Consider the following 12,828-nt stretch of genomic DNA (forward strand, 5'->3'; position numbering starts at 1 on the left):
AAATTTTCCTTATCCTTTAATATATCCATTTATTATTTTTATTATTTTTATTATTTTTATTATTTTTATTATTTTTATTTCACTTAATTTTTAAGAAAATAGCTTAATTAAGTAAATTAGTTTGTAAAAGCTGAACGTAAGCTGAACAAGCAAAAATAGCAAAATCATTTATATTGTTTTTCAAATACTGATCGCAAATTATTTAAAATTATTCTATTTATCATTCAATAATGAAAACTTATTATTTAAAATTTATTTATTTTTATGAAAAGTATGGATTTGGAGCATGGATGTTCAAAAAGTTGCTGAAGATAATACATTAAACATAAACTTTAAAAATTTTTTAAAAATAGAGCTAAAAAATAAAGATATTTTAAAAATTAGTGGTGAAAATGGTATAGGTAAAACAACATTAATTAGAAAAATAGCTACTTTAAAATCTTTTACACAAAATGAAATATTTTGGAACGGTAAAGATATCTTTAAAGATAAAAGTGAACTTTCTGGTTATAGAAAAAAAATAAGCTATTTGGGTCACAGCATAGCAATAAAAAAAAACTTAAGTGTTATTGAAAACATAACGCTCCACAATACTAACGCATGTAACAGTCACATCAATGAAACTTTAAAAGTGTTAGAGTTAGAAGACTACGTGAATTATTACAGTTCACAATTATCTCAAGGATTAAAGCAAAGAGTAGCTTTGGCTCGTGTATTTTTATCTAATGCTAAATTATATTTATTAGATGAACCTTTTACTGCCTTAGACAAAAAAATTATACAAAAGGTTGAAGATCATATTTTTGATCATTTGGCTTCCAATAGTATTGTTATTTTTATTTCCCATGCAAACTCATCAGAAAAACATAGAAAAAGAATCAAGTATTTGAATTTAAAATATGATTAAAAAGCCTATATTTTATATTTTTTTTAAAAGAAATATTTTTTTGTTGTGTAAAGTATCAATTTTAAATTTTAGTCAAATGGTGAAATTAAATGAGAAGTTATAAATTAATTATTACAATTTTAATAATATTAACATTAACATCGTGTAAAGATAAATCAAACGTAATAAATCAAGATATCAAAACAGGACTGAACTGTAATAAGAAAATGATGAATAACAACGAGTGCTTAGCTGCAATGGATCGTCTTGCTAAATTTGTTGACTCGGGGCTTTGTTTAAGTAATAAGCCTAATAAATTATGTAATACTTCAATAAATATTTTATCTAAACATATAAAAAATAACATAATTTAGACATATTTATTTTTGTGGAACATTAAAACAAGTTGCACAAATCTTATTACCAGATGGATCTCTTAAATATGCTAAATACATTCTCATTCCCTTAGCTCCAATTCTTATACCTGGTGGGTCCTCGCAATCCTGACCTCCAGAAGATATTCCCTTAGAGTACCATTCATCAACATCTTCTGTTTTTTGTGCTTTAAACCCAATCGTCATACCATTACCCACCGAAGCAGGTTTTCCATCTATAGGTAAAGTAACTCCAAATACACCATCAATGGATATATATAATAACCTTTTTTTTGTGGTATCGTATTCACACTTCCCATATCCCAAAATTGGCATAACTGTATCATAAAAATATCGAGATTTATTTAAATCGTCAGTACCAACGAAAACATGACTAAACATATAACCTCCTATATAAAAAATATTAATGAATTTATTTCAAAAAACTCTAATATTCAAGTTTAAAATAATAAATTAAGTTAAGACTTTTATTGTTTATTTCAACCTTTCACTACAACGTAACTATTCTATGTGTTAATGATACTAGCTAATCTCCTCTAAATCACCAATCTTATATATTTTTAAATTAACATATCGAACAATAGAATCATCCATGAGGTGCAAAACTTCTTCCGCATGCCTTGGCTTGATATCCTCAATATTTAAAATAGGTTTCGATAACTTTAGAGCATGAGTATGTGATAAAAGTTTTTCATATTTACTATCTGGTCGATAATACAATACTGATGAAAGTTTATGGTTTATTTCTCTTAATTCATTATTTTGCATGTTACTAACTACCGAATGAATAGCTACGCTAACATGTTCGTCATTATATTCATTTTCTTGATAATAATCTGATATATTGTGGAAAATATTTTCATTATCAATGGGTGCTCTGGTAATTGATTCTGCCCTTATTTTAGCCAGTTCAATACAGCCTACAGCAGCGAATGGTCCATTTACAGATTCATATATTTTTTGATACAAATCACACAGAGAGTCCCCTTTATCAAAAGAAAAGTAATTAACCAAATGTGTAACTGGGGTGTTTTTGGGTACAACAAATAAACCAGATGTAACAAACTCAGGCCCCCACATCAAGGGATCTCTTTCGGTTCGGGTTTGATCTGTTCTGCTAGAGTACATTGTACCATTTAACATAATACAGTCACCCAAATTATATGCACCCTGTGGAGAGGCTAATTCAAAGCCATAATCAAAATCACTTGCTAAAAACCTCTTATTTTTAAGTTTTTCAGGCAATATCCCTTCTATAACGTTATCTACATGGCCTATATAAGCAAGTTTAACGGAATAATCTAATAAACATTTAACTTCATACATATTAATTTTCTATATAAATTTAAAATAAAACCAACAATTTTAGCATGTAATTATTTTAAAAAATTACAGAATATTATAGAGATTTGCTCAAGCCTAATCACTAATCACTAATCACTAATCACTAATCACTAATCAAAACAGTATAACCAAGCACCCACCATAGTGATATCCCAAATATCATTGATCATTATTCATGTTAACTCTGTAAGTTTTTTGGTGTAGGTATTAATATATATATTACAGAGAGCATAATAAATAATGAAAATGTATAAGCCTTCATCTGCCCATTCCATTTATTAGCCCACATTGCGAACCACTCACCACCAACTACCGCAAAACCAAAATACCATACCGCAATAGCAACAGTTGCGCCTCCAATAAAGAAAGCTTGTCCTAAGGAAAAATTGTTTTTGTTGACATTAAAAAACATAATAATGGCACCAATTACACATAAAATTCCTGCAATTATCTCAAATAATATAATAAGGTTGTATAAAATATGATGCCATAATGGAGAAGTTATAGCTCTGTGAATAATATTCTTGCCATCAAAAAAAGGTTCCATATCATCCATTGAAAGCACATGCTGTACAAAGGCAAAATTAGTTTCATAATCAATTATATTTCCATAACCAACAATTAAACAAAAAAAACCAACAAAAAAAGCAATCAAAGCTTTTGATAGCGCATGTACAAATTTAAGTATCAACATAAAAACTAACTTACTAATTATTAACTTAAACTAATTATAGTATGGAAAGTTAAAAAGCGGATTACCCAAACTAAACCACTGAAGAGCATGAGTAAAACTTTTGTATCTCTAACATTAATGATATAAAAAAAGATTGAATATGGTTAATGATTATGCTGTAAGTTTAATATACACAATGTATTCATTAATCTTCAAAATAATTAACAAAGTTGCAATTAATCCAATAGATAAACTCTTATCTAATTAGACGCGCTCTAAATGATCGTCCTTTGAGTTTATCCGTAGTAATTTTTTTTATAGCTTTATTAGACTTAGACAACTTAATTGCAACATATGAAGTATTATCAAAAATATTTATTAGACCTATATCTTCACCTCTAATATCTGGATGATTAGTCAAAGCACCAAGGATGTCACCAGCACGTATTTTTTGTTTTTTTCCAGCATTGATTTGTACTGTATTAAATTTAGGTTTATAGACATCAAACTTTGAAAAATCATTCTCTAGAAAATCAATAGTGATGCCCAAAAGATCTTCAAGAAAAATAATTTTTTGTAAATCATTATCAGATATTAAAGAACAAGCTAACCCATTATTTCCAGCTCTTCCAGTACGGCCTATTCGATGCGTGTAGACAGAACTATCAAAAGGTAAGTCAAAATTTATAACCAAGTCTAAGTTATTAACGTCTATACCTCTTGCAGCAACATCCGTTGCAATTAAAACTGTAACACTTTTATTTAAAAATTGAACTAAAACTTGGTTTCTGTCTTTTTGTTCTAAATCACCATGTAAAGACTTAGTTGTGAAACCCTCTTTTTTTATTAATTCTTCTAATTGTTTAACTCGCTTTTTTGTATTACAAAAAATAATACAGCTTTCAGGCTTATGAGTAGAAAGCAGAGAAGAAATAAGTGATATCTTATCTTCATCATTTTTAGCTTTATAAAATTTTTGAGTTATATTGGTCTTGCTTGAGGTGGACTTTACTTTAATAAAAATAGGTTCTTTCATAATATGATTTGATATTTCTGAAATTTCTTTTGGATATGTCGCACTAAACAATAAATTCTGACGTCTATCAGGCAACTTTTCTATTAAATCATCAATTGTATCTTTAAAGCCCATCTCCAACATTCTATCAGCTTCATCTAAAATAAAGCTTTGGATGTTTGAAAAGTTAATCCTTTGTTTAAGTAAATGGTCATGAACTCTTCCTGGTGTTCCGACGATCACATGCGCCCCATGCTTTAGTGAAGAAATTTGAGGACCGTAAGGCATCCCCCCACAGATAGTTAATATTTTTACATTGTGTATTTTTTTTGCTAACTTTCTTAATTCATTTGCAACTTGGTCAGCTAGCTCCCTTGTTGGACATAAAATAAGTGACTGTAACCGAAAAACTTTAACATCTAATTGATTTAATAACCCTAAACCAAATGCTGCTGTTTTACCAGAACCAGTCTGAGCTTCAACAATAACATCTTTCTTTTGAAGAATATATGGAATACTTTGTTTTTGAACATCAGTCATTTTTACATAATTGAGGTCCCCCAATCCTTGCAAAAGTTCTTGTTTTAATTCTATTTCAGAAAACAAATTATTTTGATTGTTCAAAGTTATAACTCCTCATTTTAGACATTTTCACTCAATTGTAAAATTTATGAACTCTATCACAATGTAAAATTTAAACAACAAAATTTATAACTCAATTTGAATATATTAGTTAATTAAATCTACTGATTCAAAGTTTAATTAAACAATTAAACTAAATATTAAAAAATATAAGTAACCCCCCAACTCAACATGTGCATTTATTCCCTGATTAATGCACTCACACAAGTGGGAATAGTGAATAAAAGACAAACTTACCTTCCAGTCATCATTTATATTAGTTCCTAAACCAATTGTGTCTCTGAATGTAAAGCGCATTCCCAAATATCGTTCACCAATGTTTTTTGACTAATATATCCAGGTTAAATATCTCATCATTTTCCTGTTTATGTTGTTAAAAATTGTAAAATGAAATCTGACTGATTCATATTGTTTTTAAGTAATATAAACCTGATTAGTCTTTTATTTATGAGACTTAATTTCTTTAATTTTGGGATGAGATTTTTTGTTTACAATAAAGTTATAGTGCATTAAAGTAATATATAAGATGCATTAAAAGTCCTTAGAATTTTTAAAAGATTTTTCGTTTGAATTTATATTTAGTCAAATAACATTGAAAAATAAATGGCAAATGTACTTAACAATACCATACCATACAAAGCATTTGTTTTCTTTGCGCTGAAAGTTATCATGCTTATCAAAAAGGTTAAAATCATAATAACCATAGAAGTGTTTTCCATACCCAAGATAAGAGATTGATTCATAATTTGGCTAATAATTAGAACAGCAGGCACGGTTAAACAAATAGTTGCTACAGCTGATCCCATACACAAGTTTATTGAGCGCTGTAACTGATCTCTGTAAGCAGACTGAATAGCACAAACACCTTCTGGAGCTAAAACAAGTAATGCAACCAAAAAACCACCTAATTTACTCGGCAAGCCTACTCTCTCTATACTGAAATCCAAAAATAATGATAAGTTTTTTGATAAAAGGATCATCACTATTAAACCAATTACTAAAGCAATAATATGATAAAATGTTTTAATAGCCGGTTCATCATCATGCGGCTTTTCTTCTTCAATTTCAATTGAAAATTTAAAATAATCCTTATGTGTTATTGTTTGTTTAATTAAGAATGTAACATAAAGGACAATGCTTACACCAATGACCAAAAAAGATTGAGCCGATGAAAAAGTACCTTCCGATGTTGATTTTGTGTAATTTGGTAATATTAAACAAATAGTAATTAAAGGAATTAAAACAGCAAGATATGCACTTGCACCTTCTATATTGAATAATTGCTGTTTATGTTTTAGACCTCCAGTAAGCAAGCTTAAACCAGCAAATCCATTAATCGCAATCATAATCACGGCAAACATAGTATCTCTGGCAAGAGTGGGATCTCCTTTACCTATGAACATCATAGTAATAATTAGTGCAACTTCTATCGAAATCACTGACAGTGTAAGAATTAGAGTACCGTATGGTTCACCAAACTTTTCTGCTAGCCAGTCTGCATGTCGAACGATATTAAATGCACAATACAACATTATAATAAAAATAAAAAAAGTAGATAAAAGTACTGCAAAGTTATTTAAATTTGAGGGAGTAAAGTTTTGAAAACCAAAATTTAGGATGATGTAAACAATAATTGCGAGAATTAAACCTAATTCATTCAACAGTTTAGATTTATTAAATACCATAATTTAACCTTTCCTTAGAAATCAATTAATCTTTTATCAAAAAATATAATATATTAAAAAGTACTTTATCTAATACAATTGTTTTATACCAAATTATTCTTAGTGTGCCAACTTTACCAATATATTTAGTATTATTTTTCTTGAATTCATTCAACTCTCTGTTTAACAATAGCCCAAATAAAATATAGGGTTCCAATAATTGGAGTAATTAAACCTGCAGGAATTTCTGCTGGGTAAAATAATTACCTTGATAAACATTCTGAAAACACTCCCAAAATTACTCCTAAAAAACACAAGCATAAATTGAACTATAGGTTTAATATAATAATATGAGGTGCTATCAGCCCTATAAAACCAAGAAGTACATTTGTTGAAATAACTGCCGAGGTTTGAATAGTTGCCAACAGAAAAAGAATAATTTGAATTGTAAAAAATTAAATGTCAGAAATAAAGTTTATGAAATCAATATATTAGAGCACTTTCATTCTGAAAGTGTGAGATTAAAGAAAGATTTAAAACTGTAAAATCAATAAATATTTTTTAAACTAGATGAGGTTATTGAATGATATTTTATGCAATTCAACTAACCTAAAAGCTTAATTTTGATTAAATATATTGTTTCTTATATTTAATGCTAAATCTTCCGAGATTTTTGGAGAACTTCTTTTTAAACTGTGTGTTTTTTGGGGAGTTTTAAATATAGCTTTTGATTCATCGAAAACAAGTTCGCCTTCAGCAAAATCACGTTTTTGATCAATTGGTGTTGTACTTGCAGAAACAAAACTTAATCTAATAATATCACTAATTTCTTTATAAAAAATCAACCAAAAATACTTATCAGATTTGCTTGCTTTTGGTTCAATATCCAGTCGTTTTATTTCAAATAAAATAATTTCTTTATTTTCAAAAAAATACAGCCATTCAACATCTAAAATATGTTTTTTATTAAAATTATTATTGTTTTTATTATACTCGTATTCCACTTTATCCCTCATCTAAAATGAACAAATAATCAAAAAATTTTTATCTAGAAAAAAATATTCCTAAGATAATTTTTTATTTAATTTGGTTAAGAATTTTTCAGTAGCTTCTTTAGGTGAGTCACTTTCCTCTTCAGGAGTAATAACACTAATTCCCCATTGTTCAAATACTAATTTTTGCACAGGATTAGGCTTATGCATGAATATATAAGATTTGGGTTGTGTCGTTGCATAATTATTTTTTTTCCATAATTTTGTAAGCTTATAAAATAAAATTCTTAAGTTTATATCACTCAACCCATACCCTATAAACAATACCGACTTACCTAACAAATCTGATCGAAGTTTAATATCTAGTGGTGTTTCAAATTCTAATCTTTCATAATAACTAGTGGCATCTAAAACAATTGAATCGTCATCATCAAAGTCACCATGAAATTTAATAATTTGCGTAACATTTTCTTTTAATTGAGTTAAGTCAGCAACAGAACAGATTTTTGTGTATGGTTTATTGTAATATTGAAAGGCAATCTCCAACCAACGATCATAATTAGTAGTATAAATAATGTTAAATGCAGAGTTAACAATAAGTTCGTGAATTTTACTTGATGATATCTCTTTTGCATTGGAGTGCCATTCTCTATCCATCCAGCTCCTTAAGGGACCAATACTTCCGGTTTTAATACGATAGTATTCGGCTAAGTCCCAATGAGTACCATATGATTTAAATTCATCTGGATCAAAACCCATCTCTAAGGCAATCTTATCTATTAAACTATTCCAGTCTGGGACATCCATGTTCCTAGATATACCTGCACCAATGAATAAAATTAAATTACCTTCTTTGTATGCATTAATTAATTGATCGTGCATTATCAAATAATCCTAACAATATTAAAATCTTTTTTTTGCGAAACCAGTAACCTCTTGTACCCCAATTTTTTTTCCAATAGATGTCAAAGGATGAACAACTACCAGTCCCTTAACTGACTTTTTCAACTTACCAATATCTGCTTGTTCTTCTTTGGTTAGCACCCTGCTAAATGATAATTTTTCTAACTGACTAATTTTTTTAACAAGATCTTTATCTAATTCATACAATAGATTTGTAAGTTTTTTTTCAATATCATTTATCTCAGATTGAAAACGTTCAATTAAATCTTTATCATTACGGCTGAATGCTGTTTCAAGCTTATGTTTTATTTTATCTTTTCTGTTTTTTAAGTTTTGTATTTCTTTTTTAAGTTCATTCTTTAAATCTTATTAAAATCTGCCCATACGGGAAATTGTTTGCCATAAAACTTACAAAGCTCATTGGCAAACATAAAAGCTCTTGAGTTTATTCCATTATCTAAATATTCTTTAACTTGATGCAGTATATTTTTCTTAAAGCTTACTCTATCAATTATAACATCAGGATTAAAATTATCACAACTGACTTTAAATTTATATCCCGCACATTCTGAGAAAATCCACTCAAGCGCTTGAGGATTTACTTCAACTTTTTCAAATTGATGCTGCTCTGACTGAGAGCGACTCTCTTCAACATACCAGTAACCATAATCAACTAACTTTCTTCTTTCATTGCCCGCAATACACCAATGACTTATTTCGTGCAATGCTGATGAAAAAAAAAGTTTGCAAATACGATTTGATTAAATTGACAATCTTTAGTCGTCGGCAGGTAAATAGGTTCATTTTCTCCTGCTACTAATATAGTATTAAAAGATTTTTTAAACAAATGATTAAAAATATTAATCAAATCTGTATATGAGTGCATTAATTAAAAGCCCTAGCAACAATACCATCTGAAACGATATTGTACTGTTTTACAAAAGCAGGAATAAAAACCGACTCACCTTTATCAAAACTTATTGAACAGCCCTTTTCATCGATTAAAGTACAAGCTTTATCGACTGCGAAAATAATCTCAGCACTATTCGTAGAAATTAATTTTGATTTGGGCTTGGTGAATATTGAGAATTTAAAATCATTAACAGGTACTTCAAACTTTTCTTCGCATGCATTTTGATTTGGTTTAACTCTTAAATTATCTAAAAGTGTTGGTACAAATGTTGTGTTATCAACAAGCTCTCCAACATCTATATTTTTAGGCGTAAGCCCAGCTCTTAACACATTATCAGAGTTTGCCATTATTTCTAGTGCTGTTCCGTATAAATAAGCATGTGGTCTTCCAGCTTCGAGAAACATTGCCTCGCCCGGTTTAAGTTTAACAATATTCAAAAATAACGGTGCAAACAGGCCGATATCATCACTAAAACTTTCAGAAAATAACCTTATTAATTTATACTTTTGATCGTTACTTTTAGATGGACTTTTAGCTAACACAACTAATTTTTCGCAGACACTTCGTTTCAAAGAGTCTTCTAAATTTAGTAGGTTTGAAATAAATACTTTTAAACCATTTTCATTCAATTTCTTAGAAAAGTCTGAAAGATACTGCTCAAACTCTTCAAATTGAAGTGCTTGAAAATTATTAAACACATCCAAATATGATATAAATCCGTTTAAAGCTTCAAAATCTGTTAAAGCATAAACTAATTCTGGTTTATGATTGGGATCTTTATAATTTCTATAATAATCATCCAATTTTATGCCTTTTAATTCCTCTTTATGGTAGCCTTGTTCGGCAGATTCTTTAGAGGGATGCACTTGAATAGAAAGGGCTTTTTGTGCAGCGAGCACCTTAAACAAATACGGTAGTTGTTTATTAAAACTTTTTGATGTCCTTTCGCCTAAAATTTCTTTTGGGTTTGTTTTGATAAATTCACGTAAAGACTGCTCTTTATTATTAGTTATAATAAAAGAACTTCCATTCTCATGACTACCCATCCAAATTTCAGCTTGGGGTTTTGCCTCGCAATTATCAATTTCAAATAGTTCTTGTATAGATGTTACACTACCCCATTCATAATTTTTAATTTCATTTTTCATCAAATAAAAAGAAATCATATTTTGTGTCATATTTATATTCCCAATTTTTTCATCCATTTCTATCGCGATATTGTCAATAAAAAGATAAATCCTAATAAGTATGTTAATTCACTCTAAAAAATTACTCAGCATGTACCTTTATTCATTCAGAATGAAGGATTCAAGATTATAATCAATTTAATGTCGTTAATGAAGAGATTATGATGAAATCTAATCAATTGAATACAGACATAATTAAATATTTTGCTTTGATGACAATATTTTGGGGTCTAATGGGCATGAGTATTGGTGTTTTAATTGCAGCACAGTTAGTATGGCCTACTCTGAATTTTGATACGCCATGGCTCACATACAGTAGGATAAGACCCTTACATACAAACTTAGTTATTTTTGGTTTTGGTGCTAGCGCATTAATAACATCATCTTTATATATTGTCCAAAAAACTTGTAACACCTCCTTATATGCTCCCAGATTAACAAAGCTCATGTTTTGGGGGTGGCAGTTAGTTATTTTATCCATGGTTATTTCCCTTCCTCTAGGATATACCAGTAGCAAAGAGTATGCTGAAACTGAATGGCCTATTGACATACTTTTAGGTTTGATTTGGCTTGCATATGGTGTTGTGTTTTTTGGGACTATTACAAAAAGAAAAACACATCATATCTACGTAGCCAATTGGTTTTTTGGTGCTTTCATTATAACAATTGGAATACTTCATATCGTTAATAATCTGACAGTTCCAGTCCACTTTTTAAAATCTTATTCAATTTACAGTGGTACAGTAGATGCAATGGTTCAATGGTGGTACGGTCACAATGCTGTAGGATTTTTACTTACAGCTGGTTTTCTTGGAATGATGTATTACTTTGTTCCAAAACAAGCTAACCGCCCGATTTATTCATACAGACTATCAATTGTCCATTTTTGGGCGCTCATTTCTTTATATATTTGGGCTGGTCCACATCATTTACATTACACAGCTCTGCCTGATTGGATTCAATCCTTAGGAATGGTAATGTCTATCATATTATTTGTTCCATCTTGGGGAGGAATGATAAATGGAATCATGACGTTATCAGGTGCATGGGATAAATTAAAGACTGATCCAATCCTCAAGTTTTTAGTGATATCGTTATCTTTCTATGGTATGTCAACTTTTGAAGGCCCTATGATGGCAATTAAAAGTGTAAATGCGTTATCACATTACACTGATTGGACAATAGGCCATGTTCATTCTGGTGCACTTGGATGGGTTGCAATGATTACAATTGGATCTTTGTATTACCTAATACCCAAATTATTCAACAAAGAAAAAATGTATTCAGTCGCTCTAATAAATACCCATTTCTGGTTAGCTACTTTGGGCACCTTTATATATATCATATCCATGTGGTGCTCAGGTATCATGCAAGGATTGATGTGGAAAGCTTTGAATAATGATGGAACTCTAAAATATAGCTTTATCGAGTCAATTGTTGCTTCTCAGCCCTTTTACTTTTCTCGATTTGTTGGAGGAGTTGTTTTCTTATCTGGAATGATTTTAATGGTTTATAACGTATATAAAACGTTAGATCTAAAATTAACCTTTAAGTTTAGTTTTTTCTATAAAAATAAAAAAATATTAGAACAAGGTTTAATTAATGAAAAATAAGCATCTCATAATAGAAAAAAACATTGGTTTACTAGCAATATTAACGGTTATCGCAATTAGTTTTGGTTCCTTTGTCGAAGTCGTACCACTTATTTTCAAAGAAAAAGAAACAAACAAACTTGAAAATTTAAGACCCTATACCGCGTTAGAGTTGGAAGGAAGAGATGTGTATATTGCAAATGGCTGTCATGTTTGTCACAGTCAAATGATAAGGCCATTTCGCTCCGAAACTGAACGATATGGCCATTACTCCGTAGCAGGAGAAAGTATTTGGGAACATCCTTTTTTATGGGGCTCAAAAAGAACAGGGCCTGATTTAGCAAGAGTTGGAAAAAGATATTCCGATGAATGGCATCGATTGCATCTAATTAATCCCAGAGATGTTGTTCCAGAATCAAACATGCCAGCTTATCCCTGGCTTGAAAAAAACTTAATTGATAGTTCTTTAACAAAAAAAAAGATGCAAATTTTTAGAGATCATTTTGGTGTTCCTTATTCCGAAGAAGATATTGAAGAGTCTAGTAATCTTGTTAATGGAAAAACTGAAATGGATGCGCTTATCGCTTATCTCCAATCACTTGGGCATGCTATGAGGTAATCA

13 protein-coding genes and 2 pseudogenes are annotated in these 12,828 nt (G+C 29.6%); 4 read left to right on the forward strand and 11 right to left on the reverse strand.

Annotated elements, in window-relative coordinates; genetic code table 11:
• Positions 1 to 286 precede the first annotated feature (286 nt).
• The gene (gene ccmA / locus CF386_RS07065) at positions 287 to 907 is read left to right on the forward strand and encodes a heme ABC exporter ATP-binding protein CcmA (RefSeq protein ID WP_089073679.1); all 621 of its coding nucleotides are present in this window, start codon (positions 287 to 289) and stop codon (positions 905 to 907) included.
• Between the two features lie 89 nt (positions 908 to 996).
• Positions 997 to 1,260, forward strand: a complete 264-nt coding sequence (locus tag CF386_RS07070) for a hypothetical protein (RefSeq protein ID WP_089073680.1) — start codon at positions 997 to 999, stop codon at positions 1,258 to 1,260.
• A 6-nt stretch (positions 1,261 to 1,266) separates the two neighbouring features.
• Here the strand turns inward: CF386_RS07070 and CF386_RS07075 are convergent, their stop codons facing one another.
• The 11 genes and pseudogenes from CF386_RS07075 to manA all read right to left on the reverse strand — a co-directional run bounded on the left by CF386_RS07075 (position 1,267) and on the right by manA (position 10,605).
• On the reverse strand, positions 1,267 to 1,662 hold the full coding sequence (locus tag CF386_RS07075) for a VOC family protein (RefSeq protein ID WP_089073681.1): 396 nt from the start codon (positions 1,660 to 1,662) through the stop codon (positions 1,267 to 1,269).
• Between the two features lie 141 nt (positions 1,663 to 1,803).
• A complete protein-coding gene (locus CF386_RS07080; protein ID WP_089073682.1) occupies positions 1,804 to 2,607 on the reverse strand; it encodes a hypothetical protein in 804 nt (267 codons plus the stop codon).
• 196 nt (positions 2,608 to 2,803) lie between these two features.
• Positions 2,804 to 3,319 carry a DUF2165 family protein gene (locus tag CF386_RS07085; RefSeq protein ID WP_089073683.1) on the reverse strand — a complete coding sequence of 172 codons (516 nt, stop codon included), beginning with the start codon at positions 3,317 to 3,319 and terminating at the stop codon, positions 2,804 to 2,806.
• 235 nt (positions 3,320 to 3,554) lie between these two features.
• Positions 3,555 to 4,937, reverse strand: a complete 1,383-nt coding sequence (gene dbpA / locus CF386_RS07090; RefSeq protein WP_089073684.1) for an ATP-dependent RNA helicase DbpA — start codon at positions 4,935 to 4,937, stop codon at positions 3,555 to 3,557.
• Positions 4,938 to 5,075: 138 nt separating this feature from the next.
• A complete protein-coding gene (locus tag CF386_RS13675; protein ID WP_225971755.1) occupies positions 5,076 to 5,273 on the reverse strand; it encodes an acyloxyacyl hydrolase in 198 nt (65 codons plus the stop codon).
• Positions 5,274 to 5,533: 260 nt separating this feature from the next.
• Positions 5,534 to 6,640: a calcium:proton antiporter gene (locus tag CF386_RS07100; protein WP_089073686.1), complete on the reverse strand. Its 1,107-nt coding sequence runs from the start codon at positions 6,638 to 6,640 to the stop codon at positions 5,534 to 5,536.
• A gap of 596 nt (positions 6,641 to 7,236) precedes the next feature.
• A complete protein-coding gene (locus tag CF386_RS07105; RefSeq protein ID WP_089073687.1) occupies positions 7,237 to 7,623 on the reverse strand; it encodes a hypothetical protein in 387 nt (128 codons plus the stop codon).
• A gap of 60 nt (positions 7,624 to 7,683) precedes the next feature.
• Positions 7,684 to 8,493 carry an SIR2 family protein gene (locus CF386_RS07110; protein WP_089073688.1) on the reverse strand — a complete coding sequence of 270 codons (810 nt, stop codon included), beginning with the start codon at positions 8,491 to 8,493 and terminating at the stop codon, positions 7,684 to 7,686.
• Between the two features lie 21 nt (positions 8,494 to 8,514).
• A pseudogene (locus CF386_RS07115) lies at positions 8,515 to 8,862 on the reverse strand (YibL family ribosome-associated protein); the annotation flags it as partial.
• A gap of 11 nt (positions 8,863 to 8,873) precedes the next feature.
• A pseudogene (locus CF386_RS07120) lies at positions 8,874 to 9,400 on the reverse strand (elongation factor P hydroxylase).
• Positions 9,400 to 10,605, reverse strand: a complete 1,206-nt coding sequence (manA, locus tag CF386_RS07125) for a mannose-6-phosphate isomerase, class I (RefSeq protein ID WP_089073783.1) — start codon at positions 10,603 to 10,605, stop codon at positions 9,400 to 9,402. The pseudogene CF386_RS07120 and the gene manA overlap by 1 nt, the downstream one beginning before the upstream one ends.
• 170 nt (positions 10,606 to 10,775) lie before the next feature.
• Here manA and ccoN point away from each other — a divergent pair, with 170 nt between their 5' ends.
• Both ccoN and ccoO read left to right on the forward strand, forming a co-directional pair.
• Positions 10,776 to 12,227, forward strand: a complete 1,452-nt coding sequence (ccoN, locus tag CF386_RS07130) for a cytochrome-c oxidase, cbb3-type subunit I (protein WP_089073690.1) — start codon at positions 10,776 to 10,778, stop codon at positions 12,225 to 12,227.
• Entirely contained in the window at positions 12,217 to 12,825 is a 609-nt protein-coding gene (gene ccoO, locus CF386_RS07135) for a cytochrome-c oxidase, cbb3-type subunit II (protein WP_089073691.1), read from the forward strand. The genes ccoN and ccoO overlap by 11 nt, the downstream gene beginning before the upstream one ends.
• Positions 12,826 to 12,828 lie beyond the last annotated feature (3 nt).

Source organism: Paraphotobacterium marinum (assembly GCF_002216855.1).
GTDB lineage: Bacteria > Pseudomonadota > Gammaproteobacteria > Enterobacterales > Vibrionaceae > Paraphotobacterium > Paraphotobacterium marinum.

Excerpts from the sequence above, each read along its gene's own strand:
- CF386_RS07110 (WP_089073688.1), bottom strand. The coding sequence starts at position 8,493 with ATGCACGATCAATTAATTAATGCATACAAAGAAGGTAATTTAATTTTA.
- CF386_RS07070 (WP_089073680.1), top strand. The coding sequence starts at position 997 with ATGAGAAGTTATAAATTAATTATTACAATTTTAATAATATTAACATTA.
- CF386_RS07085 (WP_089073683.1), bottom strand. The coding sequence starts at position 3,319 with ATGTTGATACTTAAATTTGTACATGCGCTATCAAAAGCTTTGATTGCT.
- manA (WP_089073783.1), bottom strand. The coding sequence starts at position 10,605 with ATGACACAAAATATGATTTCTTTTTATTTGATGAAAAATGAAATTAAA.
- CF386_RS07080 (WP_089073682.1), bottom strand. The coding sequence starts at position 2,607 with ATGTATGAAGTTAAATGTTTATTAGATTATTCCGTTAAACTTGCTTAT.
- CF386_RS07100 (WP_089073686.1), bottom strand. The coding sequence starts at position 6,640 with ATGGTATTTAATAAATCTAAACTGTTGAATGAATTAGGTTTAATTCTC.
- ccoN (WP_089073690.1), top strand. The coding sequence starts at position 10,776 with ATGATGAAATCTAATCAATTGAATACAGACATAATTAAATATTTTGCT.
- CF386_RS07075 (WP_089073681.1), bottom strand. The coding sequence starts at position 1,662 with ATGTTTAGTCATGTTTTCGTTGGTACTGACGATTTAAATAAATCTCGA.
- ccmA (WP_089073679.1), top strand. The coding sequence starts at position 287 with ATGGATGTTCAAAAAGTTGCTGAAGATAATACATTAAACATAAACTTT.
- ccoO (WP_089073691.1), top strand. The coding sequence starts at position 12,217 with ATGAAAAATAAGCATCTCATAATAGAAAAAAACATTGGTTTACTAGCA.